At 68.4% G+C, this 25,072-nt stretch carries 30 protein-coding genes and 1 tRNA gene; 12 read left to right on the top strand and 19 right to left on the bottom strand.

Annotation, left to right across the window (positions count from 1 at the left end; genetic code table 11):
- Positions 1-366 (bottom strand): hypothetical protein, encoded by a 366-nt coding sequence (locus tag AC3WJT_RS09425; RefSeq protein WP_492342851.1) that lies wholly within the window; start codon positions 364-366, stop codon positions 1-3.
- 80 nt (positions 367-446) lie between these two features.
- On the opposite strand from AC3WJT_RS09425, the gene AC3WJT_RS09420 reads away from it, so the two are divergent.
- From AC3WJT_RS09420 to AC3WJT_RS09405, 4 genes are all read left to right on the top strand, one after another.
- Positions 447-1,481 carry a serine hydrolase domain-containing protein gene (locus tag AC3WJT_RS09420; protein ID WP_492342850.1) on the top strand — a complete coding sequence of 345 codons (1,035 nt, stop codon included), beginning with the start codon at positions 447-449 and terminating at the stop codon, positions 1,479-1,481.
- Positions 1,482-1,547: 66 nt separating this feature from the next.
- The gene (locus AC3WJT_RS09415) at positions 1,548-2,177 is read left to right on the top strand and encodes an SOUL family heme-binding protein (protein ID WP_492342849.1); all 630 of its coding nucleotides are present in this window, start codon (positions 1,548-1,550) and stop codon (positions 2,175-2,177) included.
- 128 nt (positions 2,178-2,305) lie between these two features.
- Complete coding sequence (locus AC3WJT_RS09410) at positions 2,306-3,322, top strand: aldo/keto reductase (RefSeq protein ID WP_492342848.1); 1,017 nt, start codon at positions 2,306-2,308, stop codon at positions 3,320-3,322.
- 3 nt (positions 3,323-3,325) lie between these two features.
- Entirely contained in the window at positions 3,326-4,216 is an 891-nt protein-coding gene (locus tag AC3WJT_RS09405; protein ID WP_492342847.1) for an alpha/beta fold hydrolase, read from the top strand.
- A 12-nt stretch (positions 4,217-4,228) separates the two neighbouring features.
- Here AC3WJT_RS09405 and AC3WJT_RS09400 read toward each other — a convergent pair whose 3' ends face one another.
- The 3 genes from AC3WJT_RS09400 to AC3WJT_RS09390 form a co-directional block, all read right to left on the bottom strand.
- The gene (locus tag AC3WJT_RS09400) at positions 4,229-5,863 is read right to left on the bottom strand and encodes a flavin-containing monooxygenase (protein WP_492342846.1); all 1,635 of its coding nucleotides are present in this window, start codon (positions 5,861-5,863) and stop codon (positions 4,229-4,231) included.
- A 137-nt stretch (positions 5,864-6,000) separates the two neighbouring features.
- Positions 6,001-6,074: transfer RNA gene (locus AC3WJT_RS09395), tRNA-Gly, on the bottom strand.
- A 94-nt stretch (positions 6,075-6,168) separates the two neighbouring features.
- Positions 6,169-6,624, bottom strand: coding sequence for a hypothetical protein (locus AC3WJT_RS09390; protein WP_492342845.1), 456 nt, complete (start codon positions 6,622-6,624; stop codon positions 6,169-6,171).
- A 315-nt stretch (positions 6,625-6,939) separates the two neighbouring features.
- Here AC3WJT_RS09390 and AC3WJT_RS09385 point away from each other — a divergent pair, with 315 nt between their 5' ends.
- The gene (locus tag AC3WJT_RS09385; protein WP_492342844.1) at positions 6,940-7,554 is read left to right on the top strand and encodes a TetR/AcrR family transcriptional regulator; all 615 of its coding nucleotides are present in this window, start codon (positions 6,940-6,942) and stop codon (positions 7,552-7,554) included.
- A 20-nt stretch (positions 7,555-7,574) separates the two neighbouring features.
- Here the strand turns inward: AC3WJT_RS09385 and AC3WJT_RS09380 are convergent, their stop codons facing one another.
- The gene (locus AC3WJT_RS09380; protein WP_492342843.1) at positions 7,575-8,042 is read right to left on the bottom strand and encodes a hypothetical protein; all 468 of its coding nucleotides are present in this window, start codon (positions 8,040-8,042) and stop codon (positions 7,575-7,577) included.
- Positions 8,043-8,176: 134 nt separating this feature from the next.
- Here AC3WJT_RS09380 and AC3WJT_RS09375 point away from each other — a divergent pair, with 134 nt between their 5' ends.
- Positions 8,177-8,785, top strand: coding sequence for an HD domain-containing protein (locus AC3WJT_RS09375; protein ID WP_492342842.1), 609 nt, complete (start codon positions 8,177-8,179; stop codon positions 8,783-8,785).
- Positions 8,786-8,823: 38 nt separating this feature from the next.
- On the opposite strand, the gene AC3WJT_RS09370 is transcribed toward AC3WJT_RS09375, so the two are convergent.
- From AC3WJT_RS09370 to AC3WJT_RS09335, 8 genes are all read right to left on the bottom strand, one after another.
- The gene (locus AC3WJT_RS09370; RefSeq protein WP_492342841.1) at positions 8,824-9,705 is read right to left on the bottom strand and encodes a TraB/GumN family protein; all 882 of its coding nucleotides are present in this window, start codon (positions 9,703-9,705) and stop codon (positions 8,824-8,826) included.
- 90 nt (positions 9,706-9,795) lie between these two features.
- Positions 9,796-10,674, bottom strand: coding sequence for an alpha/beta fold hydrolase (locus AC3WJT_RS09365; protein ID WP_492342840.1), 879 nt, complete (start codon positions 10,672-10,674; stop codon positions 9,796-9,798).
- A gap of 30 nt (positions 10,675-10,704) precedes the next feature.
- Complete coding sequence (locus AC3WJT_RS09360) at positions 10,705-11,364, bottom strand: hypothetical protein (protein WP_492342839.1); 660 nt, start codon at positions 11,362-11,364, stop codon at positions 10,705-10,707.
- A 24-nt stretch (positions 11,365-11,388) separates the two neighbouring features.
- On the bottom strand, positions 11,389-11,586 hold the full coding sequence (locus AC3WJT_RS09355; RefSeq protein WP_492342838.1) for a helix-turn-helix transcriptional regulator: 198 nt from the start codon (positions 11,584-11,586) through the stop codon (positions 11,389-11,391).
- Positions 11,583-11,981, bottom strand: a complete 399-nt coding sequence (locus AC3WJT_RS09350) for a hypothetical protein (RefSeq protein WP_492342837.1) — start codon at positions 11,979-11,981, stop codon at positions 11,583-11,585. Before AC3WJT_RS09350 ends, AC3WJT_RS09355 begins: the two co-directional genes overlap by 4 nt.
- Positions 11,982-12,006: 25 nt before the next feature.
- Positions 12,007-12,456, bottom strand: a complete 450-nt coding sequence (locus AC3WJT_RS09345) for a hypothetical protein (RefSeq protein WP_492342836.1) — start codon at positions 12,454-12,456, stop codon at positions 12,007-12,009.
- 101 nt (positions 12,457-12,557) lie between these two features.
- The gene (locus AC3WJT_RS09340) at positions 12,558-13,574 is read right to left on the bottom strand and encodes a 2'-deoxycytidine 5'-triphosphate deaminase (protein ID WP_492342835.1); all 1,017 of its coding nucleotides are present in this window, start codon (positions 13,572-13,574) and stop codon (positions 12,558-12,560) included.
- A gap of 63 nt (positions 13,575-13,637) precedes the next feature.
- The gene (locus AC3WJT_RS09335; protein WP_492342834.1) at positions 13,638-13,847 is read right to left on the bottom strand and encodes a hypothetical protein; all 210 of its coding nucleotides are present in this window, start codon (positions 13,845-13,847) and stop codon (positions 13,638-13,640) included.
- A 236-nt stretch (positions 13,848-14,083) separates the two neighbouring features.
- On the opposite strand from AC3WJT_RS09335, the gene metZ reads away from it, so the two are divergent.
- The 4 genes from metZ to AC3WJT_RS09315 all read left to right on the top strand — a co-directional run bounded on the left by metZ (position 14,084) and on the right by AC3WJT_RS09315 (position 17,132).
- Entirely contained in the window at positions 14,084-15,271 is a 1,188-nt protein-coding gene (metZ, locus tag AC3WJT_RS09330; RefSeq protein WP_492342833.1) for an O-succinylhomoserine sulfhydrylase, read from the top strand.
- Between the two features lie 16 nt (positions 15,272-15,287).
- On the top strand, positions 15,288-15,719 hold the full coding sequence (gene apaG / locus AC3WJT_RS09325) for a Co2+/Mg2+ efflux protein ApaG (protein WP_492342832.1): 432 nt from the start codon (positions 15,288-15,290) through the stop codon (positions 15,717-15,719).
- A 104-nt stretch (positions 15,720-15,823) separates the two neighbouring features.
- Positions 15,824-16,594, top strand: a complete 771-nt coding sequence (locus tag AC3WJT_RS09320; RefSeq protein ID WP_492342831.1) for a DUF2189 domain-containing protein — start codon at positions 15,824-15,826, stop codon at positions 16,592-16,594.
- 115 nt (positions 16,595-16,709) lie between these two features.
- Complete coding sequence (locus tag AC3WJT_RS09315) at positions 16,710-17,132, top strand: hypothetical protein (RefSeq protein ID WP_492342830.1); 423 nt, start codon at positions 16,710-16,712, stop codon at positions 17,130-17,132.
- 59 nt (positions 17,133-17,191) lie between these two features.
- On the opposite strand, the gene AC3WJT_RS09310 is transcribed toward AC3WJT_RS09315, so the two are convergent.
- Positions 17,192-18,115 (bottom strand): Hsp33 family molecular chaperone, encoded by a 924-nt coding sequence (locus AC3WJT_RS09310; protein ID WP_492342829.1) that lies wholly within the window; start codon positions 18,113-18,115, stop codon positions 17,192-17,194.
- 291 nt (positions 18,116-18,406) lie between these two features.
- Between AC3WJT_RS09310 and AC3WJT_RS09305 the strand changes: the two genes are divergently transcribed.
- Complete coding sequence (locus AC3WJT_RS09305) at positions 18,407-20,290, top strand: M1 family metallopeptidase (RefSeq protein ID WP_492342828.1); 1,884 nt, start codon at positions 18,407-18,409, stop codon at positions 20,288-20,290.
- 31 nt (positions 20,291-20,321) lie between these two features.
- Here the strand turns inward: AC3WJT_RS09305 and AC3WJT_RS09300 are convergent, their stop codons facing one another.
- The 4 genes from AC3WJT_RS09300 to AC3WJT_RS09285 all read right to left on the bottom strand — a co-directional run bounded on the left by AC3WJT_RS09300 (position 20,322) and on the right by AC3WJT_RS09285 (position 23,342).
- Positions 20,322-20,687 (bottom strand): hypothetical protein, encoded by a 366-nt coding sequence (locus AC3WJT_RS09300; protein WP_492342827.1) that lies wholly within the window; start codon positions 20,685-20,687, stop codon positions 20,322-20,324.
- A 122-nt stretch (positions 20,688-20,809) separates the two neighbouring features.
- Positions 20,810-21,055 carry a DUF2164 domain-containing protein gene (locus AC3WJT_RS09295; RefSeq protein ID WP_492342826.1) on the bottom strand — a complete coding sequence of 82 codons (246 nt, stop codon included), beginning with the start codon at positions 21,053-21,055 and terminating at the stop codon, positions 20,810-20,812.
- 4 nt (positions 21,056-21,059) lie between these two features.
- The gene (argF, locus tag AC3WJT_RS09290) at positions 21,060-21,998 is read right to left on the bottom strand and encodes an ornithine carbamoyltransferase (RefSeq protein ID WP_492342825.1); all 939 of its coding nucleotides are present in this window, start codon (positions 21,996-21,998) and stop codon (positions 21,060-21,062) included.
- Positions 21,999-22,121: 123 nt separating this feature from the next.
- The gene (locus AC3WJT_RS09285; RefSeq protein ID WP_492342824.1) at positions 22,122-23,342 is read right to left on the bottom strand and encodes an aspartate aminotransferase family protein; all 1,221 of its coding nucleotides are present in this window, start codon (positions 23,340-23,342) and stop codon (positions 22,122-22,124) included.
- A gap of 306 nt (positions 23,343-23,648) precedes the next feature.
- Between AC3WJT_RS09285 and AC3WJT_RS09280 the strand changes: the two genes are divergently transcribed.
- Positions 23,649-23,924, top strand: coding sequence for a hypothetical protein (locus AC3WJT_RS09280; protein WP_492342823.1), 276 nt, complete (start codon positions 23,649-23,651; stop codon positions 23,922-23,924).
- A 152-nt stretch (positions 23,925-24,076) separates the two neighbouring features.
- Here AC3WJT_RS09280 and AC3WJT_RS09275 read toward each other — a convergent pair whose 3' ends face one another.
- Complete coding sequence (locus tag AC3WJT_RS09275; protein ID WP_492342822.1) at positions 24,077-24,898, bottom strand: ABC transporter permease; 822 nt, start codon at positions 24,896-24,898, stop codon at positions 24,077-24,079.
- Positions 24,899-25,072 lie beyond the last annotated feature (174 nt).

Below are 25,072 nucleotides of genomic sequence, written 5' to 3'. Positions count from 1 at the left end.
TCACGTGCGGGTGGTGTTGAGTTGCGGACGGGGCAGCAGGCGGTCGGCGTTGCTGCAGTCCGGCGGCGGTCCGGACAGCGGGGATGCGCCGTCGACGGACATCCAGACGCCCGTCCAGCCGGACGCCGCCTTTGGATCCGTCGGGCGGGCCCACTGCATCTGGCGGATGGAGTCGGGCAGCGCCGCATCGAGCACCGGGTTGCCGGAGGGATGGACGATGACCACGTCGCGCACATGGTCGCGGGATGCGCCCCAGCGCAGGCAGACGCCCACCGCGCCCTTCACCACCGGCTCTGCGGCCGGTGCGGGGCCGGCGCCGGCGAGCCCGAGGGCCAGGCCGATCATCAGGGCGGGGGCCAGGTTCATCGCTCCTCGTTCCCGCCTTTCGGGCCAAAGATCAACCGGCGCGGGATGACAAGATCGCGCAACCGCGTGATCCTGTCGCCATGACCCTGATCCCCCTCCCCGCCCAGCCCGCCGGCACGCCCTGGCCGACCGCCGAATGGCCCGAGGGCGAGCCGCTCGACGGCGCCGTCGCCGTTCATCTCGACAGCGCCTTCGCCGGTGAGGCGATGGAGCGGCTGGGCCGCACCGACGCCCTGCTCGTCGTGCGTGAGGGGCGGATCATCTACGAGCGCTACGGCGAGGGCCTGACGGCGCAGAACACCTTCCCCAGTTGGTCCAAGGCCAAGAGCATGACCCACGCCCTGACCGGCCTGCTGGTCGGCGACGGGCTGGTCGATATCCACGCCCCGGCCGACGTCCCCGAGTGGCGCGGCGAGGGCGACGCACGCGGGGCCATTACGCTGGACCAGCTGCTGCGCATGTCGAGCGGGCTGAAGTTCACCGAGGAATACGGTCCGGACGCCCCATCCGACGTCATCCCCATGTTGTTCGGCGAGGGCCAGAAGGACGTCGCCGCCTTCGCCGTGGCCTTCCCGCTGGCCCACGCGCCGGGGACCGTGATGTCCTATTCCAGCGGCACGACCAACATCATCAGCCGGGCCCTGGCCCGGACGCTTGGCAAGCACGGCCCCGACTTCGAGGCCTTCATGCGCGAGCGGCTTTTCGCGCCGATCGGCATGACCAGTCCGATCCCGAAGTTCGATGACGCCGGCACCTTCATCGGCTCGTCCTTCTGCTTCTGCACCGCGCGCGACTTCGCCCGGTTCGGCCTGCTCTATCTGAGGGACGGGGTGTGGGAGGATCGGCGGCTGCTGCCGGAAGGCTGGGTCGACTACGCCCGCACCCGCACGACGGCCGCGCACGACGACGCCGAACCGTACGGCGCGCAGTGGTGGCTGGGCATCGGCGGGCCGGGCAGCTTCTCGGCCAACGGTTATGATGGCCAGTACACCGTGCTGGCCCCTGACCTCGATGTCGTGCTCGTCCGCCATGGTGGAACGCCCGCCGCGCTGAAGGACAACCTGCGGGCCTTCATCGGCGAGGCGGTGCAGGGGCTGCGGCGCGCAACGACTTGATCCCGGGCGCGTTCGAGCCAGATCGTTCGCGACCCCCGTCGTCTGTCGCGGGGCAGGATGGACGACATGAAACCACTGGTGACCGCTATCGCCCTGACCCTTCTGACCGGACTGTTCTCGGGCGCAGCCGCCCGCGAGCGCGTGGAAGAGCCGGCGTTCACGGTGCTGGAGTCGCCAGCGGGACTTGAGATCCGCCAGTACGGCCCGCGCATCGCGGCGGAGACGACGGTCACCGGATCGGACGAAAGGGCCCGCAACGCCGGGTTCCGGCGCCTGGCCGGCTACATCTTCGGCGGCAACACCACCCGCACCTCCATCGCCATGACCGCGCCGGTCGCCCAGGCGTCCGAGAAGATCGCCATGACCGCGCCGGTCGGCCAGACGCCGGACGGCGCGGGCGCCTGGCGCATCCAGTTCATCATGCCCAGCCAGTACAGCCTGGACTCCCTGCCGACGCCAAAGGACCCGTCTGTCCGGCTCGTGGCGCTGGCGCCGGAGACCTTCGCCGTGCTGCGCTTTTCCGGCAGCACGCGCGACGAGGCGGTCAGCGCGCGCAAGGCCGAGTTGCTGCAGCGACTGAATGCGAGCGGCTGGCGCGCCGAAGGCGAGCCCGTGGCCTGGTTCTACGATCCGCCCTGGCGGCTGCCGTCCCAGAGGCGCAACGAGGTCGCCGTCCAGGTGGTGCGAACCCCCTAGGGGCCCTCCGCGCGCGCCGGGTCTGACAGTTTTTCGGGGCTTGGCTTCCGGCGGGGGAGCCGACTAGGAGTCTGGAGACCCCGGTCGCCGACTCCGCGGCCCGCCCTCTCTCATCCGGACGATCCGACATGCAGACCAAACGCCTCGGCCGCAGCGCCATCTATGTCTCCAAGATCTGCATGGGGACCATGACCTTCGGCGGCCAGGCCGACGAGAAGATGGCCCACCGGGTGCTGGACCAGTCGCTTGAGGCCGGGATCAACTTCTTCGACACCGCCGAGAACTACCCGGTGCCGCCCAAGGAAGAGTGGGCCGGCACCTGCGAGGAGATCGTCGGGCGCTGGATGAAGACCAAGCGTCGCGACGAAATCCTGATGGCGACCAAGGTCTGCGGTCCGAGCCACGGCTGGATCAAGGGCAGCCAGCGGGCCGGCATGACCGCGCTGGACCGTCACAATATCGTCCGCGCCGTCGAGGGCAGCCTCAAGCGCCTGCAGACCGACTACATCGACCTCTACCAGACCCACTGGCCCGACCACGACGGCCCCTATGAAGAGGTCATGCGCGCGCTCGACGATCTGGTGGAGTCGGGCAAGGTGCGCGTACTGGGCTGCAGCAACGAGACGGCCTGGGGCCTGATGAAGAGCCTCGGCGTCTCCGCCCGCGAGGGCCTGGCCCGCTACGAGACGATCCAGAACAACTTCAGCATGAACAACCGCCGGTTCGAGGACGCGCTGGCGCAGGTCTGCCTGCAGGAGGGCGTCAGCCTGATCCCCTATTCGCCGCTGGGCGGCGGGGTGCTGTCGGGCAAGTACAACGACGGCGGCAGGCCCGAGGGCGCGCGCTTCTCGGCCTATCTGCAGCTGGGCGGCCGACAGGCCGTGATGGCCAAGAGGTTCGTCAACGACAAGACACTCACCTCGACGCAGCGGTTCATGGCGATCGCCGCCGAGGCCGGCATGGCGCCGGTGACCCTGGCGACCGCCTGGAGCAAGCAGCACGACTTCGTCGCCTCGACCATCGTCGGCGTGACCCACGAGGACCAGCTGCCCGACATCCTCGCCGCCGCCGACCTGACCCTCAGCGACGAGGTGATGAAGGCCGTCGACGCGGTGACGAAAGAGATCCTCTACCCTATGGGGTGATCCATGACCCATCACGCCCCCCTCGCCGGACCGACCTCGCACAGCTTCATGTCGCAGCGACTGAAGCTGCACTATGCCGCCTGGGGTGATCCGGAGGCCCCGCCGCTGCTGCTGCTGCACGGCGGGCGGGACCATTGCCGTAGCTGGGACTGGGTCGCCCAGCGACTGGCCGACCGCTATCGCATTATCTGCCCGGACCTGCGCGGGCACGGCGACAGCGCCTGGTCGCCGGACGGCGACTACTCGATGGCGTCCTACCTCTATGATCTGGCCCAGCTGATCCATCAGCTGAAGCTGGCGCCGTTGAAGATCATCGCCCATTCGCTCGGCGGCAACATCGCCCTGCGCTACACCGGCCTGTATCCGGAAAACGTCAGCAAGCTCGTCGCCATCGAGGGCATGGGTCCCTCCCCCCGGATGATCGCCGAGCGGGAGAAGACGCCTGTCGCCGACCGCCTGCGCGGCTGGATCGACGAGAAGCGCCAGGCGGCGGGCCGCCAGCCGAAACGCTATCCGACGCTGGACGAAGCCTACGAGCGGATGAAGTCCGAGAACGCCTACCTGACCGACGACCAGGCCCGGCACCTGACCGCCCATGGCGTCAGCCAGAACGAGGACGGCACCTACAGCTGGAAGTTCGACAACTACCTGCGCGTCTGGTCCGCGCCGGACCTGACGCACCAGCAGGTCGCCCAGCTATGGGAGGCGATCACCTGCCCGACCCTGCTCTGCTACGGCGAAAAGAGCTGGGCCTCGAACCCGGAGAAGGACGGCCGGTCGAAGCACTTCAAGGACGCCCGCACCGTCAGCTTCCCCGACGCCGGCCACTGGCTCCACCACGACCGGTTCGAGATGTTCATGGACGAGGTCGAGGGCTTCCTCGCGGCGTCCTAGACCGCCCCTGCATCAGCGGCTGAGGGCGAAGCCCGGATAGCCGTCGGCGGCGATCTGGTCGCAGCGCTTTTTGTAGCCCTCGCCGACGTACGGCATGAACACCCGCGGCTTGCCGGGCACATTGGCCCCGACATACCAGGACGCAGCCCGCGGATAGAGGGTCTGGTCGGCCTCGTCGTTGACGTGGGCGACCCAGTCCTCCTGCGCCGCCGGCGTGGCCTCCATCACCGCAGCCTGGGTCTGCTTGACGTGCTGGATGGCGTCGAAGATCCAGTCCACGTGCTGCTCGATCGAGTTGAGCATGTTGCTCAGCACCGACGGGCTGCCCGGTCCGGTGACGGTGAACAGATTGGGGAAACCGGCCACGGCGACGCCCAGATAGGTCTTCGGTCCGTCGCGCCAGACGTCGCGCAGGGCCAGGCCGTCACGGCCGCGGATGTCGATATTGAGCAGGGCGCCGGTCATGGCGTCGAACCCGAGCGCATAGACGATGATGTCCGCCGGGTAGTCGGCGTCGGAGGTCCTCACGCCTGTGGCGGTGATCGCCGCGATCGGCGTGTCGCGCAGATCCACCAGGGTGACGTTGTCGCGGTTGTAGCTGGCGAAATAGTCGGTATCGACGCAGGCCCGCTTGGCGGCGAGGGGGAAGCTGGTCGGGCTGAGTTTGGCCGCCAGCACCGGATCCTTGACGATCTCGCGGATCTTCGCGCGGACGAAGTCGGCCGCGGCTTCGTTGATCCGTTCGTTCTTCACCAGGTCCGGGATCATCACAGCCGAAATCAGGCCGCCGCCGTTCCACAGTTGCTCGACGAGAGCCGCCAGTTCGGCGTCCGTCGGGACCCAACCCTTGGGCGGCAACGGCAAGCCCGGCTCGCCGCTGTCGAGCAACTGCTTGTAAATCGGGAAGGCCTCGTTGAACGCGGCGACCTCCTCGTCGGTCAGCGGGGCGTTCAGGGCCGGCAGGCTGAAATTGGGCGTGCGCTGGAACACCGTGACCTGGGCGGCGTCCTTCGCGATCAGTGGCATCGACTGGATGGCCGACGAGCCGGTGCCGATCATGGCGACCCGCTTGCCCTTGAAGTCCACGCCCTCGTGCGGCCACTGGCCGGTGACATAGGCCTCGCCCTGGAAGCTCGCCGCGCCGGGGATATCGGGCACGCGCGGCACCGACAGGCAGCCGGTGGCCATGATGCAGAAGCGGGCGTCGAACACCTGCCCCCCGTCGGTCTCGACCCGCCAGCGGCCGGTCGCCGCGTTGAACACGGCGGAGACCACCTTGGTGTCGAACAGGAACGACCGGCGCAGGTGATAGCGGTCGGCCACGTGCTCGGCGTAGGCGAGGATTTCCGGCTGGGTCGCGTACTTCTCGCTCCAGCGCCAGCTGTCCCGCAGGTCGTCCGACCAGGTGTAGGAATACAGCAGGCTGGGGATGTCGCAGCGCGCGCCGGGATAGCGGTTCCAGTACCAGGTGCCGCCCACGTCGCCCGCGGCCTCGACGCCCTGGACCGTGAAGCCGGCCTCCCGCAACCGCTGGACCATGTACAGACCGGCGAACCCGGCGCCGACGACGACGGCGTCGATGGACTGCGTGGCGGTGGTCATGGTCGTCTCGTCCCTGTTGCCGCGCCGGGTCGGATCGGTGTCCATGCCCGGTCTTGTGTAGTCCGGCGATGACCGCCGACGGCTCAGGCTAGCGCAACTGGCGAACTTGATAAGGGGCGCCCCGACGGCAGCCGCGCACTTCGTGATCACAGGGGGCCGGGGGCTGTCGCGTGCGACGTATCTGGAGCGGGCACCGGGAATCGAACCCGGGCGTAAAGCTTGGGAAGCTTTCAGGCTACCATTACATCATGCCCGCACCGGGCCTCTCTAGGCGAACTCCGCCGCCAGTTCCAGCCTTGGCCTGAACCAGCCGGACGATTGGGTGTGCGGGCTTTCGGCGCCTTGCCCGATCACCGGGTGCAGGCCGGCTTGCCGAAGGCCTCGGCAAGGACGGCAGGCATGATGTTCCATGGGCGTAGGCGGCCGGTGTAGTCGCCGATCGCTGCCGTCGGATGAAACGCGCCCATGGAGATGAAAAGCGTCCACAACGCGACGGCGAGCGCCAGGGCGGCGATACCGACGGCGGACAAAATCCCGGCGGCGACCGCCGAGCTGCGGTCGAGCCAGCGCAGCGTCATCAGGGCGAGGGGCAGCACAGCGGCGCCGGTCAGGAACAGATTGATCGCCAGCGGCGCGGGCGCGATGAACCATTCCAGCGACGTGACCGTGCTCGGCTCGGCATAGGGCAGCGGGAACCCTTCAAGCCAGGCGATCGGTCCATCGCTCCGCAGCGCGCAGTCCGGATGCCACCACTTCGGTTGCCAGAGCAGGGGTAGCCAGAGTGCGGCCGCCGCCGCCCAGGCCATCGCCCCCGTCCGCCGGCGTCCTGCCACCTGCTGCATTGTTTCCACCCCCGATATGGATTCCCTGTCTGAACCAGTGCGGTGCAGACAGGGTGCAGGGCCCGTGCTGAAGCAGGCCAGCGCCGCTGACGGCGCAACGCGCGGGGGCGGCGGTTCACACCCCGTCCTCTGCCGCGCGCCCCTGGCGAACGCCCCGTTTTGGGGCGGCGTCAGCGTTCACAAGGGGCCTGAAACAGCGTCTCTGGAGACTGAGTGGCAAGCGAGACCCTTGGTCGGGCATCGCCCAGTTTGAGATCGATCCGGTCGGAGCGACCCGTTATGAACCAGATGACATTTGACCAGCCGAAGGGCGTCGTCGTCAGCCGCCCCAACCTGCGAGACGCGGCCAAGATCGTCACGCGCGGGCAGCTCATTGCATCTGCCCGCGCCCGATTCCTCGACCTCGGCTACGAAGCTACGACCTTGCGCGATATCGCGGCGGACGCTGGCAGATCGGTCGGGGCGGTCTTCAACTCCTTCTCTGACAAGCTGGAGCTGCTGGAGGCGGTGCTGGCCGACGAAGCCGTTGGCCTTGGCGAAGCGGCGCGCGCGGCAATCTCCCGCAGTTCGGACTTTGCCGACATGCTCTACCGCATGCACAATCTGATGATTGAGCCCTCGGTTGCGCGCCTGGTTCTGATTGATCGCCATCTCCCGCCGGAGCGCCGCGCAGTCCAACCCGCCCTTCACGCGGTGCTCACGGATGCCGCCATCGAGGCGCGCGATCGGGGAGAAATCGTCCCTCACATCCAGCCGAACCTCATCTGCGGCCTGATCTGGGATCTCCTGGCGGCGCGGTGTCAGAATATTCTCGACGACCCCGCAGAGCCTGGCGCGTCACTCTCCATAACCCGCGACAGGATAGACCTTCTGATGACGGCCCTAAGGCCATAGCGTTGCGCCGAGCCGCCGCATCAGGCCCGCCCGGGATCGTCAAGGATGACGGAGGACTGCCGAAGGTCCCTGAACGCGCTGTCGAGCTCGTCTTCCAGCATCCGTGAGAGCCTCGAGAACCTGGGGGCCGAGAGGACTTCGGACGGAATGTAGTACTTGCCTCCCTCGGCCTGGATGCAAAGCCCGGCAGCCACGAGCCTGAGCGTGTGCCGGCGGATCGTCTCGCGCGGCATTCCAAGTTGCTTTGCCACGGAATAGCAGGAAACCGGCTGCCGCAGGGCGTCAGGGAACAGGCCCGCTTCGGCCAACGGGCTGAGAACGCGAGGCTGGTTCAGATGGCGAACGTTGGCGTGGGCGATTGAGTAGAAGGCGAGCCCGCTAATCAGGTCGCCGTCAAAAATCTCGCCGACGATCACCGAAACGCGAAGGAACAGGTCCAAGCCGACCCGTCCCATATAACGGGTTCTGCCCAGGTCACGATCAGCCATTCCAAGCCTCCCCGCCTCAAAGTTTACGCCTCCGGGGGTTAAGCTAGCCCTCAAGGCCGGCGCGACGAGGAGCGGATTGACGCAGACCAAAGCGGCCCCCAACATCGGTTCAAACAGGTGTTGGGAGAAACGACATGGCCGATGGCGCGCACGGGTCCGAAGAACGGGCCGGCTTTACCTCGATGGTCGAGAGCACCCAGGAAGACTGGTTGAAGATCTCCCAGGCCTCCGCCGAGTACGGCCGCGAGCTGCCGGGCCGTGTGATCAGCCATCTGCAGCTGCTCAAGGGCGACTGCGGCGGCTTTGTCGTCGACCGGCTGGAACACAGCCTGCAGACCGCCACCCGCGCATTCCGGGACGGCCGTGACGAGGAGTACGTCGTCTGCGCCCTGCTGCACGACATCGGCGATGTGCTGTGCCCGCGCAATCACCCCGATATCGCCGCGGCGATGGTCTTTCCCTACGTGTCAGAGGCCAACCATTTCATGGTCGCCCAGCACGGCATTTTCCAGGGCTACTACTTCTTCCATCACCTGGGCCTGGACCGGGACATGCGCGAGCAGTTCCGCGGCCATCCGCATTTCGAATACACGGCCCAGTTCTGCCACCTGTACGACCAGTCGGCGTTCGACCCGACCTACGAGTCCATGCCGCTGGAGGCCTTCGAGCCGATGCTGCAGCGGGTGATGGCCGTTCCCAAGCGCTCGATCTACCTGCGTCCGAAGGAGGGCGCGGCGGCCTGACCCGCCACGCCCTCCCCGCCTGACAGTAGCTGGGGAGCCTAGTCCGTCAGGCGATCCGCTGTGATGCGCCGGCTGGCCAGCTGGGCCTGGACGCTGTCCGGTCCGGCCAGATGAGCCGCGCCGACGGCGATCAGAACCACGCCCTTGCCCTTGAGCAGGGTCTCGATCTGGCCAGCCCAGTCCTTGTTCCGGCGGACCAGCAGGGCGTCGTAGAGACCGGGATAGGTCGCCGCCATCTCGTCATTCATCATCGAGCCGATGGCGTCGACGTCGCCGCCGCTCCAGGCCCCGACCAGGCCGTCGAGCATCGGCGCGGTGTCGTCGGTGGAGTCCAGCGCCGACAGCAGGAACTGCAGCTCCTCGCGGGGCGGCAGATCAGCGAAGAAGCGGATCTGCTGTTCCATGGTTTCGAGCGCGCGGATCGGCTTGGCGCCGTCGCGGGCGGCGGCCTTGAGCTTCTCCTCGACGCCGCTCTTGGGGTCGAAGCCGTTCTTGATCAGCGGCGCGACGCTGAGCGTCAGACCGGCCAGCCAGGGGCGGAACGGCTCGAACCGCGCGGGGTCGGCGCCGAGGGCCACGACGGCGGCGCGGAACCGGACGAGGTCCTCGGCCGACAGCTTGCCCGACAACGGGTTGGCGGGGTCCAGGCCGTAGCGGCCGATCAGCGCCTGCATGCCGGACGTGTCATCGGTCTCGACCTCGACCCACAGCTCGGCGGCCTCGCCCAGCGCCTTGTAGATGGCCGGGGTGCGCCAGACCGTGTCGGGCTTGAGGATATGGATCGTGCCCAGCAGATAGATGGTCGAGTCCTCGTCCCTGACCACCCAGATCGCCGGATCGGCGGCGGCCGGGAAGGCCGCGAGGGCGACCGTGATGAGCGCGGCGCAGGCCGCGACGTTGCGTTTCAGGCGATTGAACACGGGGTGTCCTTTCAGGACTTGGGACGGGCGACCGGCAAGCCGCCGCGGCCTCGCCGAAGCGAGAGGAAGGGTTTGGACGGAAGGTCCGGGCTAGCGGAGGAAGGCCTCGACCTCGGCCGCGAAGGCCTGCGGCTGGTCGAGCATGATGAAGTGGAAGGCGCCGTTGACCGGCTTGAGTGTCACCCCCGGCAGGGTGGCGTAGTTGCGCTCGTAGATCAGGCCGACGAGATCATAGTTCCAGCCCATCTCCGGATCTCGGGCGTAGAGCACTGTGACCGGCGTGCGGATCCCGGCCAGGTCAGCGCGCAGATCGCTGGTCATGACGTCGTAGGTGGCGCGCGCCATCACGCCGCGATCGGTGGCCAGAGACCAGGCGATCGGTTCGGCCCGCGCCTCCGGCGTCTTGATCAGCCCCGCCATCGCCCGCGTCTGACCGGCGGCGAAGACCTCCGGCGACTGGCCGAGAACCATGTCCCGGAAGCCGGCGGCGCGCGGGGCGATCGTCTGGCTGGTGGATTCGGGATCGATCAGCACGCTGAAGAATGGCAGGGCGTCGACCACCATCAGCCGACCGAGCAGGCCCGGGTGTCGGGACGCGATCAGCAGGCCGGTGAACCCGCCCATCGAGTGGCCGATCACAGCGGGGCGATCGAGCCTGTTGGCCCTGATATAGGCCACGATCTCTTCGGCCAGCGGCTCGACCACCGGGCCTTCAGCGTTGCCGCCCGGCGCTGATCCGGCGAACCCGGCGACCTGGATCAGGTGCACGCGGTAACGGCCTTCAAGCTGCTTTGCGGTCGCCCGCCAGACGTCGCGGGAGGACGCAAGCCCGGGGATCAGGATGACGTCCGGTCCCGTGCCGCGCACTTCGACAGAGAAGCGCGTCGGCTCGGCCGCCTGGGCGGCGCCCAGGCCGAGCGGCAGGATCAGGCTGACCAGGGCGAGCAGGCGTTTGACGGACTTGAACATGATGGAACTCCGTAGCGGCGAAATGGCGGTTCAGCTGAAGCCGCGACGAATGGACATGAGCGAGGAGACCACCAGGTAGGCTCCCATCAGGATGGTCATCAGGTCCCAGGCGCTGAGCGCCGGCGCGAGTTCGAGCTTCTCGGCCGCCGCCCAGAGAAACAGCGCGGCCTGCAACACCCAGAAGCAGACCGAACCGGACTCGGCGATCATTCGCCGCATCATCTCGTCGGCCCGCATCCAGACCGTGACGTTGAGCAGGGTCTGCAGCAGGAACAGCGCGATGATCCCGGCCATCACGGCCTGGGCCAGCTGGGCCGGCAACGGCGCCCAGAACAGACGCGCGAGGACCGGCGCGGCCAGCATGATCCCGGCCAGGGCCATGACGACGCCCTGCTGGCGGTAGAAGCTGGCCTGGGCCGGACGCGCGGGCCGGTCGCTGGTGGGGTCCATCATGCGGCCGGCGAGCCGGGCATTGAAGCTGGCCAGGCCGACGAGAAGACCGGTCGCGAGCAGCATGGCGGCGATGGTCCCCGCGGCCAGATCGCTCCAGCCGGCGCCGGAGAGGTCGAGCTGCCCGTGCTTGACCAGCCGGCCGATCAGCCAGCCGAGGCCGCCGCCGACCACCATGCCGGCGGCCGCGAGGGCGAGGCGGACCGGCGTCGGACCGCGTTTGAGTGCAGAAGAGGTCATATCTTGGCTCCCCGGAATTTCGGATCAGGCCTCGCCGTCATCGAAGATCGCTTCGATGGGCTGGCCGAACAGGCGGGCAATCTTGAAGGCGAGCGGCAGGGACGGGTCGTACTTGCCGGTCTCCAGGGCGTTTATGGTCTGGCGGGACACCTCGAGCCGGTCGGCGAGATCCGCCTGGCTCCAGTCGCGCTCCGCCCTCAGGACCTTGAGGCGGTTCTTCACCGGAAGCGCCTCCGCACGAGCAACTGGGACAGGCCCATCGCCAGGCAGAAGATCGGGAAGGCCCAGAAGGACTGCAGTCCGGGCGTATGGACATACATCTCCAGGAAGCCCCAGACCGTGGTGATCGCCAGGGTGATTCCAAAGCCCCAGAGCATCGACTCGACCAGCACGCTGCGCTGGAACTCGTCGGTCTCCTCCTTGATGTAGAGACCCATGATGGCGATGATCGCGAGGATCGGCAGGGCCGGTGCGACGGCGAGAGCCCAGGCGAGCGGACCGCTCAGGTCGAACAGCTCGAAGCCGTATGACGCTCCGAAGATCGAGATGACGTAGGCGATCATCGTCGGGATGAAGCGCTTGAGATACCGGCGGCCGGCAGGGCTGTGCTTGTTCATGATACTTGCTCCGGAAATTCGATGATCAGCGGCTGCGGCTGAGCCACCAGCCGGCCCAGAAGAAGCCGTACCCGACGAGCTGCAGCAGCAGGGTGACCGCTATGCCGGTCAGGATCAGGCCGCCATCGCCGGGCGCTGCTGCGAACCGTTCGAGCGAAACCCCGGATCGGTCGAACAGCAGGGTCGCCGCGAGGCCCATCACCGGAACCATCCCGACCGATCCACCCCAGTACCAGGCGGTCTTGTGCGCCTCGCGGACCGCTTCATCGACTCGCGACCACCAGCGGCGCGACCACAGCATTGTCAGGCCGCTGACCACGACCGCGGCCAGGCCGGCCAGCCACGCCGGGAGGAGGATCCCGACGTTCTCAAGCAGCGCGATCGCGGCGCCGGCAATCATGCCGCAGCCGATCAGCGAGAGCATGAAAGCCCCGAGGCCGGAGCGGCGGGCCGTCGTCGATTTTCCGATCGTCATGTCTTCTGTCCTTGTCGTTTTGACAAGGGTGCTTGTCTCATATCGCCGAGCGACATGTCAAGCAGACCATACAAAAAGTTTTGCAGGCTTGTCTTTCGACCCTATTTCCAGGGCTTGAAGTGCTTTGACAGCTTCAGACCCTGCCGCAGGTAGTGGGAGCCGTCCTCGCCGTAGAGGCGGGTCGGGCGGGCGGTCAGGGGCTCATAGACCAGCCGGGCGACGGTCTGGCCGTCTTCCAGCAGGAACGGGGTCTCGTGGCTGCGCACCTCGAGCACGCCCTTGGAGCCGCGCGAGTTGGTCTCGTCCGTGCCGAAGCCGGGGTCGAAGAAGCCGGCGTAGTGGACGCGGAACTCGCCGACCGCCGGATCGATCGGGGTCATCTCGGCCGCTTCCATGACCGGGATCTCGATGTCGTCCTTGGACGCCAGGATGTAGAACTCGTCCGGGTCGAGCAGCAGCTCGCCGCGCGGCGCCTCCAGCAGCTCCCAGAAATCCCGCGGGTCGTGGCCGTCTTCCTTGTCGAGGTCGATGACCCCGGCGTGGCGACGGCCGCGGAAGCCGGCCATGCCGCCGGAGAGGTCGACGCCGACGCTGCGCATCGACAGCTTGGGCGGGGCGCCGGCCTTCAGCCGCAGCTGGTTCAGCCGGGTGCCGGAGCGGACCAGGACCGAGAAGGTCTGGGGCGCGATTTCGATGAACAGCGGACCGGTGTAGCCCTCGGCCACGTCGTCGAACGCCGCGCCGTGATCGGTCAGCAGCCGCACGAACACATCGACCCGGCCGGAGGAGCTCTTGGGATTGCCGCGGGCCGAGACGCCGCTCGGCAGGGCCAGGCGTTCCTGCACCTCGGCGATGTAGACGCAGCCGCGCTCGAGCACCGCGCCCTGGGTCAGGTCGAGCTGGTGCATGGCCACGTCGGGCAGACGGTCCATCACCCGCCGGCGTCCGGGCAGGAAGGAGGCGCGCACGCGCCAGCAGCGTTCGCCGAGCCTCAGGTCGAGACTGGCGGGCTGCACCTGGTCGGAGTCAAAGGGCGTCAGCGAGCTGATGGCCTCGTGGGCGATCAGGTCCTCGATGGCCTGGCAGGGGAGAATTCCGGCGGTCTGGGCATCATTCATCGTCGGGCCATTACTCACGACCCGGGGCGACAAAGGCAAGGGCCGGTTGTGCTCGCGCCGGGCCTAATGATGCGATTTGTGGCCCGCCGGCGACAGGACATAGATGCCGGCGCCGACGCCGAAGATCATCAGCGCCTCGGTCAGGGTTCCGACGGCGCGCAGCTCGACCGGCGAGTACCGCGCCAGCGCCTCCCCCAGAATCAGCAGCAGGATGTTGAACGCGCCCAGAACGCCCAGCACGCCGGCGAACACGCGAAAGATCATCGAAAGCATGGAAACCTCCCCGTTTCAGGTAACGACGGTATCGACCCTGACCGGAATGCCCGGGCGGACGCATGGTTCCGGAGAACGGCGTTCGAAGAGCGAAGGGACATGTACCGCAGGTACGTGTCCCCCAATCGAGACTCCGGTTTAGGGGACACGTACCGAAGGTACATGTCCCCGGGGCTCTTGACCTCACAGGCCCCTGTCCTGTTGATGCCGCCACCTTTGCAGAGAAAGCCGTAGCCATGGCCGAAGACCCCAAGTCCTGGGACCCCGCGACCCGCCTGATCCGTGGCGGCATCGCCCGCAGCAACTACGGAGAGATCTCCGAGGCGCTCTTTCTGACGCAGAGCTTCGCCTATGAGAGCGCCGCCGCCGCAGACCGGCGGTTCTCCGGCGAGGACCCGGGCTTCGTCTACGCCCGCTACGGCAGCCCGACGACGCAGATGTTCGAGGAGCGGCTGGCGCTGCTGGAAGGCGCCGAATACTGCCGCGCGCTGGCCTCCGGCATGGCCGCGGTGCACACGGCGCTCACGGGCCTGCTGAAGGCGGGCGACCATCTGGTGGCCGGCCGGGCGCTGTTCGGCTCGTGCAACTGGATCGTCCAGAACTGGCTGCCGCGCTTCGGCGTCGAGACCACCCTGGTCGACGCCACCGACCTGAAGGCCTGGGAAGCGGCGATGCGGCCGAACACGAAGGTCGTGCTGCTGGAGAGCCCGGCCAACCCGCTGCTGGAGATCACCGACATCGCGGCCGTGGCGAAGATCGCCCACGCCGCCGGCGCGAAGGTCGTCGTCGACAACGTGTTCGCCACGCCGATCTTCCAGAAGCCGCTGGAGCTGGGCGCCGACGTCGTCGTCTATTCCGCGACCAAACATATCGACGGCCAGGGCCGGGTGCTGGGCGGCGCGATCCTTGGGCCCAAGGATCTGCTGGAAGAGTCCTACCGCGACATCATCCGGCACACCGGGCCGGCGCTGAGCCCGTTCAACGCCTGGGTGCTGCTCAAGGGGCTGGAGACGCTGGACCTGCGGGTGCGGCGCCAGACCGACACGGCCGCCGCCCTGGCCGACCAGATCGGCGACCACAGGGCGGTCAAGCGGATCCTCTATCCCGGCCGCGCCGACCATCCGCAGGCGGCCGTGGCGCGCGCGCAGATGAGCGGCTTCTCCAACCTGCTGGCGTTCGACCTGGGCAGCCGCGAGGCCGCCTGGCGGTTCCTCGACGCGCTGGAGATCGTCGACATCTCCAACAACCTCGGCGACGCCAAGTCGATGGCCACCCACCCGTCCACGACGACCCACCGGGCCATGCCGGAGGCGAATCGTCTGGAGATCGGTTTGACCGAGGGCTACGTGCGGATGTCCGTGGGACTGGAAGCCCTGAGCGACCTGACCCGCGACATCGCCAGGGCGCTCGACGCCGCCGCCTGACCAGGTCTCGAAGGCCATGAGCCGTATCAACCGCCGGGGCAGCCCGGACAGTCCGGTCTACGAAGCCCGCACGGGAGACATCCTGGTGCGGGTCTCGCCGGCCTATCTGCCCGAGGACTCCAACCCGGAGAACGGCCGCTGGATCTGGTCCTACACGGTTGAGATCGAGAACCACGGCAAGGACACCGTCACGCTCGTCTCGCGCCACTGGGTCATCACCGACGGCCTGAACCGGGTCGAGGAGGTCAAGGGCCAGGGCGTGGTCGGCGAGCAGCCGGTGCTGGGCCCGCGCGAGGCGTTCCGCTACGCCTCCGGCTGTCCGCTGGCCACGCCGTCCGGCGCGATGCGCGGGACCTACCAGATGGTCACCGCCAAGGGCGAGGCCTTCGAGGTGACGATCCCTGAGTTCTCGCTGCACCTGCCGGGGGCGCGGCGGCGGCTGAACTAGTCCCCCGGCCCGACCGGTCAATTCTGCAGCCGGGCGCTTGTCAGCCCTGCGGCGCCCCGACATGCTTTTCTCCGGGATCGCCCACAGAGGCGACGGGAGGAAGCATGGATACCTCACTCGGGCTGCCGGCCATCCGGACCATCCGTCTTTCAGCGCCGTTCGGCTGGCTCGCCGACGGCTGGAGCGACCTGATGAAGGCGCCCGGGCCGCTGCTGCTCTATGGCGCGGCGGTCGCGGCGGCCAGCTTCGCGCTCTGCTACGGCGTCTACGCCACCAACGGCGCCTTCTGGGTGCTGGCCCTGACCGCCGGGTTCGTGATCATCGCGCCGATCCTCGCCATGGGCCCCTACGAGGCGGGCCGGCGGATGGGGCTGGGCGAGCGGCCGGGGCTGGGCCAGATCCTGTTCGTCCGCGCCGCGTTCCGCCAGGACGTCGCCTATCTCAGCCTGCTGCTGGTGCTGATCTACTTCCTCTGGGGTCGGGTCGCGCAGGTGGTCTATGGCCTGTCGACCTTCCATGTGCACCGCGACGTCGCCTCGCTGGTCGAGTTCGCCGTCGGCTCGAAGGAGGGTCACGGCATGCTGATGGTCGGCGGACTGACCGGCGGCGCGCTGGCCTTCGTGACCTACGCCCTGGTGGTCGTCTCCGCCCCGATGCTGCTCAACCCGAACGCCAATGTGTTCGCCGCCGTGGCCACCAGCGTGCGGGCGGTCAACGCCAACTTCTTCCCGCTGCTGCTGTGGGCGGTGATCATCACCGTGCTGCTGCTGATCGCCGCCGCGACCGGCTTCGCGGCGCTGGTGGTGATCTTCCCCTGGCTGGGCCTGGCCAGCTGGCGGGCCTACGAGGCGCTGGCCGGGGAGGCTCCGGCCTAGCCCGCATCCGGCAGGGGCAGCTCCCGGGCGTCCCGGCGGGGGGATGATGGCGGCGCGTTCAGCGGCCATTCACCAGCGCGGTGGGTCAATGGCCGCGAGCCGGGGAGAGGACGACATGCGCAGAGGTCTGGTGATGATCGGAGCCCTGATCGGCGGGGGCTTGCTGGCCGCCTTCGCGTCGCCGGTAGCCCCGGCGACCTCGTTCGACATCTGGGGCACCGGCCCGGACATCCTGACCTACAACCGGCTGATGGGGACCTGCGAGACCGTCACCCACGCCTTCGGCCGCAACGCCGCCTGGGGCCGATGGGAGATGCCGCTGGCGCAGGTCGACGTGACCATCGCGCCCATGACCACCGGCGAGGGCGCAAAGATGACCTTCACCTGCCGGGACGGCGCCGACTGTATCCGCGCCGGCGCCCTGGACCGCACGCCCAACCGCGTGGCGATCCACGCGGTCCGGTTCGGCTCGATGGAGCGGGCGCGGGAACTGGAAGGCGCGATCAGCCGACTGCGGGCGGCCTGCGCGGCGGCGTAGCGCCGAGTCCGCAGCGTCTGCTTCTGAAGCCTGAAGCCTCCCGGAGAGACTGTTTACGCCTACCCCGCCTGCGGAGGCTCCAGCTCATACACCCGCGAGCAGTACTCGCAGGTCACCCGCACCATCCCGTCGTCCTCGACCATCGCCTGGCGTTCTTCCAGGGAGAAGCTTTCCAGCACGCCGGTGATGCGCTCCAGGGAGCAGCGGCAGAAGGCTTTCAGGGGTTTGGGTTCGAACAGGCGGACGCCGTCCTCGTTGAACAGGCGCCAGAGCAGGGTTTCGGCCGGGAGGGTCGGGTCGATCAGTTCGTCCTCGCCGGTGGTTTCGAACAGGGCCTGGGCGCGGACCCAGGCGTCGGCGGTGTCGCCGCGGGTCTCGTCGCCGGCGATGTTCTGGATCAGCAGGCCGCCGGCGCGCCAGGTGAGGCCGCTGCCCGTGTCGGACTGGCCGACGGCCAGGCGGATGCGGGTGGGGGTCTGTTCGGACTGGGCGAAATACTGTTCGGCGCAGAGGGCCAGGGTCTCGCCCTCGATGGCGGTGACGCCCTGGTAGCGGTCCATGTCCGGGCCCTGGTCGACCGTCATGATGAAGACGCCCTGGCCGAGCAGGGATTTGGCGCCCGGACGGGTGAAGCCGGCGGCGGCCTGGACCTGCTCCAGGCGCTCGGCGTCGTAGCGGCAGTAGCCGCGCAGGGAGCCCTCGGTGTCGTAGTCGACCACGACATAGGCGACCGGGCCGTCGCCCTGGGCCTGGACGATCAGCCGGCCGTCGAACTTCAGGCTGGAGCCGACCAGGGCCGCCAGGGCGCAGGCCTCGCCGAGCAGATTGGCGACGGCCTCGGGGTAGTCGTGGCGGGTGAGGATCTCGTGCACCGCGTCGCCCAACCGGACGATGCGGCCGCGCACGGGCCAGCCCTCGATCTGGAAGGTCGCGACGAGGTCGTCGGCGGGCGGGACGGGGCGTGTGTCGGCGGTATCGGTCATGGCGCGGGTAGATAGGGGAGCGGGGCGTGGATTGCGAGGGGGATGGGGTGCGTCCTTCGAGACGCGGACCTGAGGGTCCGCTCCTCAGGATGACGGAGAGGGATGGGCTGCAACGGTGTTCGTTATGGTGAGGAGCGAGCCTCGGGCGAGCGTCTCGAACCACGCAAGCAGGGCCGCCGCAGGCGGTCCTTGAGCAGGGCGCCCGACCGGCGCAATACTGGCCGTCAAGACATCAGGGCGTCGTCCGCGTAAGGACGGCCCGTTGAACTCCGCTCCCCTCGAAGGCTGACCATGATTTCCGTGCTTCGCGTCGTTTTGCTTTCCACACTGCTGGGCGCCTGTGCGCTGGTCCCGGGGCTGCGCGGCGACGCGCCGCCAGCCGAGGTCGCGCCGGTCCTCGACCGCGCCGACGCCGTCGACCGCCAGAGCTATGCGCGGCCGCTCGAGGCGCGGGTGACGCATGTGGACCTCGACCTGACCACCGACTTCGCGGCGCACACCGTATCCGGGACCGCCGCCCTGACCGTGCAGGCCGCGCCGGGCGCGACCGAGATCGTGCTCGATACGCTCGACCTGACCATCAGCGCCGTGACCGACGGCGAGGGCCGGGCGCTGGTCTGGGCGCTGGGCAAGAGCGAGGGGGAGAAGGGCGCGCCGCTGACCGTGCAGCTGGCCGGGGCCAGCCGGGTGGTGGTGACCTATCGCTCGAGCGCCACGGCGCTGGCCCTGCAGTGGCTGCCGCCGGAGCTGACCGCCGGGAAGGTCAAGCCGTACCTCTACAGCCAGGGGCAGGCGATCCTGAACCGCAGCTGGATCCCGACGCAGGACAGCCCGGGCATCCGCCAGACCTGGGCCGCGCGGATCGTCGTGCCGGCCGACCTGACCGCCGTGATGAGCGGCGAGAAGCTGACGCCGAAGGGCGAGGCCGCCGGGCCGGGCCAGCGGGCGTTCCGCTTCCGCATGACCCATCCGACCGCGCCCTATCTGATCGCGCTGGCCGCCGGGGACATCGCGTTCCGGTCGCTGGGCCCGCGCACCGGCGTCTATGCCGAGCCGTCCGTGCTCGACCGCGCCGCCTATGAGCTGGCCGACACCGAGAAGATGGTCGAGGCCGCCGAGACGCTCTACGGGCCCTATCGCTGGGGCCGGTATGACGTGCTGGTGCTGCCGCCCGCGTTTCCCTACGGCGGGATGGAGAACACCACCCTCACCTTCCTGACGCCGACCTTCATCACCGGCGACCGGGCCAACGTCGGGCTGATCGCGCACGAGCTGGCCCACAGCTGGTCGGGCAATCTGGTGACCAACGCGACCTGGGACGACGTGTGGCTCAACGAGGGCTTCACCAGCTACGTCGAGAACCGGATCATGGAGGCGCTCTATGGCCCTGAACGCGCGGGCATCGAGGCGGACCTGAGCCGCGACGAGCTGAACGGCGACGTGGCGAAGGGGCCGGACGCGGCGATCACCCTGTTCGGCGAGAACACCGAGGTCGCCTACACCAAGGGCGAGGCCTTCCTGCGGACGCTGGAGCACGCGGTGGGCCGCGAGCGCTGGGACGCCTGGCTGCGCGGCTACTTCGACCGGTATGCGTTCCAGCCGCAGACGACGGCGGGCTTCCTGGCCGACCTGCGCACGCACCTGATCAAGGGCGATGCGGCGCTGGAGGCGCGGCTGCAGCTGGACGAGTGGGTCTACAAGCCGGGGATCCCGGCGAACGCGTATCACCTGCCCTCGCCGGCGCTGGCGAAGGTGGATGCGGCGCGGGGGGCGTTCCTCGCGGGCGGCCCGGCGGCGGCGATCCCCGGCAAGCCCTGGACGACGCAGGAGTGGAAGCGGTTCCTTGACGGCCTGCCGCGTGAGCTGACGACGGCGCAGCTGGACGACCTGGACCGGACGTTCGCCCTGTCGGCCTCGACCAACGCCTATGTGCGGTCGGGCTGGCTGGAGCTGGTGGTGGCCAACCGCTGGGAGCCGGGCCTGCCGTCGCTGGAGGCGTTCCTGCAGTCGAACGGCCGGGGGCTGTTCGTGCGGCCGCTGTACGCCGGGCTGATCAGGGACAAGACCTGGGGCCTGCCGCTGGCGCGCCGCTATTTCGAGCTGGCGAAGGGGGGGTACCACCCCTCGCTCGCCGCCGGGCTGGAACGGCAGATCGCGGCGGCGGAGGGGAAGTAGACGTCGACGGGCGGGTCGCCCGAGCGGCCCGTCAGTCGAAAATCTTCAGCGTGACGTTCAGCATCGTCACCAGGGCGGTAACACCGCCGATCATCATCCATGTCTGTTGCAGGAGCCTGGCGCCGAACTCCGCGCGGAGTTCGGCAAGGTCCGCCTTGGTGACCATATCGCGCTTGAGGGCTCCGATGTCTGCCTTCACCACCTCCAGATCGGCCTTCATCAGCGCGCTCCCGGCGTCGAGGTCCGCTTTCATCAGCGCGCTCCGGGCGTCGAGATCCGCCTTCAACAATGCGCCCTGGGCGTTGAGATCGGCCTTCGTCGCAAGATGGCTGATGTCCGGCATCGCGGAGGCGTGCTGGAATACCGACACCACCGCCTCGGCGACGCCTTCGGGCATGCCCGCTTCGCGGAGCTGCTTTGAGGCGCTGAGGGAGTCAAAGACGAAGGGTGTCATGAGGACAACTTAAGCGGGCATTTCCGCTTTGTCCGCCTCAACGCGATCACGAAAGCAGGAGGCCGTCAGTCCCGCAGGACCGGCCGTTCCAGCTCTTCCAGCGCTTCGGTCAGCACGTCCATGCGTTTGGCGAGCGCCGTGGCGGCGTCGCGGAGACCCTGGTTGTAGAAGCGCGGGCCGACGCGGTCGGCCATGAAATCCAGCAGGAACTCGGCGTCCAGGCCGCCGACTTCGACGTCCAGTTCGTCCTTGAGGTAGGCCCGCAGCCTGGCGGCCAGTTGAATGCGGTCGTCTTTCTCCAGCGACGGCAAGGCTTTAGCCGATCTTTCCGAAGCACCACGCGAGGATAGACTTCTGGGCGTGGATGCGGTTCTCCGCCTCGTCCCAGACCAGTGACTGCGGCCCGTCGATGACGCCGTCGCTGACCTCCTCGCCGCGGTGGGCGGGCAGGCAGTGTAGGAACACCGCGCGGCTGTCGGCGATCGCCATCAGGTCCTCGTCGACCTGGTAGGGCTCGAACGCGTCCAGCCGCTCCTCGCCGTCCTTGTCGCCCATCGAGACCCAGGTGTCGGTGACCACGCAGTCGGCGCCCTCGACCGCCGCACGGGGGTCGTCGGTCATCTCGACCCGGCCCTGCTGCTCGGCCGCGCGGGCCAGGTCGTAGAGGTCAGGGTGATAGGCCGCCGGGCAGGCGATGTTCAGCTTGAAGCCGAGCTTGGGCGCGGCGTGGATGAAGCTGGAGCAGACATTGTTGCCGTCCCCGACCCAGGCGATGGTCTTGCCGGTGATCGGCCCGCGATGCTCCTCGAAGGTGAGGATGTCGGCGAGGATCTGGCAGGGGTGGCTCTTGTCGGTCAGCCCGTTGATCACCGGGATCGAGGCGTTCTGGGCGAACAGCTCGACGTCCTCGTGGCGGTTGGCGCGGATCATCACCGCGTCGACCATGCGCGACAGGACCTTCGCCGTGTCCTCGATGCTCTCGCCGCGGCCCAGTTGCATGTCGGCCGAGGTCGAGATGATGCCGTGACCGCCCAGTTGGCGGATCGCCGCGTCGAAGCTGAAGCGGGTGCGCGTCGAGTTCTTCTCGAAGATCATCGCCAGGGTGCGCTCGGCGCCCGGCGCGTCGGCGTCGACGCGCGCCTGCGGCCAGCCCTTGCGCGCGGCCTTGCGGGCGCGGGCGTCGTCGAGGATCGCGCGCAGGTCGGAGGACTCGAGCTTCCAGATATCGAGGAAGTGGCGGGGCGGTGTGGACATCTGATCCCCCGATCATCCCGGCGAAGGCCGGGACCCAGGTTTGTTTTGAATCCCCTCCGCTGACCCGGACCTTTCAGAAAAAGCCCGGGCCCCGGCCTGTGCCGGGATGAGCGGATTGGGGGGTTAAGCCGCGGCCGCTTTCGCGCGCGCGGTTTCGCAGGTCTTTTCCAGCTTCTCGACCGCCTCGCGGGCTTCCTCGACGGTCAGCAGCAGCGAGGGCAGCAGGCGGACGCAGTTGTCGCCGCCGCCGGCCACCAGCAGCTTGTGCTCGCGGGCCATGGCCATGAAGTCGCGGTTCACCGGGGTGACCTTCAGGCCGATCAGGAAGCCCTTGCCGCGCACATCGACGATGATGTCCGGGAAGCGGTCCTTCAGACCCGTGAGCTGCTGGTTGAAATAGCCCGCCACGTCGCGGACGTTGGCCAGGGTCTCGGGCTTGCTGATCTCGTCGAAGGCGGCGAGACCCACGGCCATGGCCAGCGGGTTGCCGCCGAAGGTCGAGCCGTGGACGCCCACGGTCATGCCCTTGGCCGCCTCGGCCGAGACCAGGCAGGCGCCGACCGGGAAACCGCCACCCAGCGCCTTGGCCACGGCCATGATGTCCGGCGCGGCGTCTTCGGCCCACTCGTGGGCGAACAGCTTGCCGGTGCGGCCCATGCCCGACTGGACTTCATCGTAGATCAGCAGCACGCCGTGCTCGCGGCTCAGGGCGCGCAGGCCGGTCAGGCACTGTTCGGGCAGGGCGCGGGCGCCGCCTTCTCCCTGTACCGGCTCGATGATGATCGCCGCCGTGGTCGGGTTGGCGATGGCCGCCTTGATCGCGTCGTGGTCGCCCCACTTCAGCTGGCTGTAGTTGGGCAGGCGCGGGCCGAAGCCCTCGACGTAGCCCGGGTTGCCGGCGGCGTTGATCGCCGCGTAGCTGCGGCCGTGGAACGAGCCGTCGAAGCCGTAGATCTCGACCCGCTCCGGCTGGCCGTTGGCGGTGTGATACTTCCGCGCCGTCTTCAGGGCGCACTCGATCGCCTCGGTGCCCGAGTTGGTGAAGAACACCACATCGGCGAAGGTCGCGTCGGTCAGCCGTTTGGCCAGGGCTTCCTGGCCCGGGATGCGGAAGATGTTGGACACGTGCCAGAGCTTGTCGGCCTGGGTCTTCAGCGTCTCGACGAGGCGCGGATGGCAGTGGCCGAGCCCGTTGGTGGCGATGCCGGCCACGCAGTCGAGATACTCGTCGCCCTTGTCGTCCCACAGGCGCGCGCCGAGGCCTCGCTCCACAGCCAGCGGGGCGCGGTTGTAGACGCCCATGATGTGGTCGGGGGTCGCGGTCGGAGCGGTCGCGGTGGTCAAGGTCGCCTCCCAAAAGAGAAGACGTCCCCGGCGATGGCGCGGGGACGGGAAGCTTTAGGCTTCTCACCGGGGACGGGAGGATTGTCAAGAAATCGGGGCGTGGGGCGATCTGACTGCGCCTGATTTCCAACGTCATGGCCCGACTTGTTCGGGCCACCCAGGAACACGGTGTCAGACGAGCGTCCGCCCGGTCGGCCCACCCGCCGGATCGGCGCGCTTGGGTGGCCCGGACAAGCCGGGCCATGACGGACCTTTAGGGATGTGGAAACAGGGTCTAAACTCCCCTATCGGCAAAGGATCCAAACCATGAGCGACGCCGTCGGCCCGGGCGATCTGGTGTTGTGCGTCAACGCCTCGCCGAACCATGTCACGGGCGAGCAGGTGCCGCTGGTCGCCGGCGAGACCTACCGCGTCTGGACGGTGATGGACTTCGCCTGCCCGTGCGGGCGGTCCGACGCCCTGCTCGACATCGGCATCGACTTCGCCTGGTGCCAGTCCCGGTTCCGGCTGCTGCCCAAGCCGAAGTTCGAGGCGAAACCCCGCAAGGAGTCGGCGCCGAAGGAGAAGGAACGGGTTCGGTAGGCGACCTCCCCCGTTTCCCCGGCGGCGCCTAAGCCGCTCTTCCCGGCGACGGGCGAGCGGCGGCTGCCATGATTGCACCGGCCGTAAACCTGGGTCCTCGCTTCCGCGAGGATGAGCGGCGGGAAGGGGGAGTTGAGGTCAGCAGCCGGGCGTCAGGTCTTCAGCCGCCAGCCCGTCACGAACACCCGCCAGCACCAGGCGAACAGGGCCGCCACCAGCGCCGCGGTCAGGGCCATGCCGATGCGGATGTCGCCGTCGGCCTGGCCGATGAAGCCGTAGCGGAAGCCGTCGATCAGGTAGAAGAACGGGTTGTAGTGGCTGAGCGTGCGGAACGGCTCGGGCAGTTTGTCGACGAGGTAGAAGGTCCCCGACAGGAAGGTCATCGGCATGATCAGGAAGTTGGTGATCGCCGCCAGGTGGTCGAACTTCTCGGCCCAGAGGCCCGTGGCGATGCCGACCAAGCCCAGCAGCAGCGAGGCGCCGACGCTGAAGTAGATCACCGCCCATGGGTGGGCGATGTGCAGGCCGGTGAACGGCAGCAGCGAGATGGTCACGGCCGTGACGATGCCGACCACCACGCCGCGCGTCGCCGCGCCGAGCATGAAGGCCAGCACCTGCTCCAGCGCCGACAGCGGCGGAGTCAGGAAGTCCGGCGTCAGCCCCATCATCTTGGCCTGCAGCAGGCTGGAGGAGGAGTTGGCGAAGGCGTTGTTGACGATCGTCATCATGATCAGGCCCGGCGCGATGAATTCCGCGAACGGGGTGCCATGGATCGGCGGGGCTGCGCCGCGCACGGCGACCACGAAGACCATCATATAGAGCAGGGTCGTGACCACCGGGGCGGCGACCGTCTGCATGCCCACCTTCCAGAAGCGGCGGACCTCCTTGAGATAGAGGGTGTAAAACCCCGTCCAGTTGAAGCCCGCGTAGTCGCGCGGCTGCGGCGGAAGGACGCTGTCGGCCATGTCTTTCATAGGTCCCTAGGTGCGCCCGGCAGGGGCGAAGCGCAAGACGGGCGTGCGCCGGCTCGCCAACCCTGCGCCCTTCGACACGCCCGCGGCGCGGGCTGCCCAGGATGACGGGCCTTGGGGTTGCGGCGGCATCGTCATGGTGAGCAGCGGTCGAAGACCCCGTGTCGCCCCCCGCAC

Source organism: Caulobacter sp. FW305-C-30-S16, from assembly GCF_058783025.1.
Note: the sequence above shows the minus strand (reverse complement) of the source record. Positions and strands in the feature narration are given on the sequence as shown.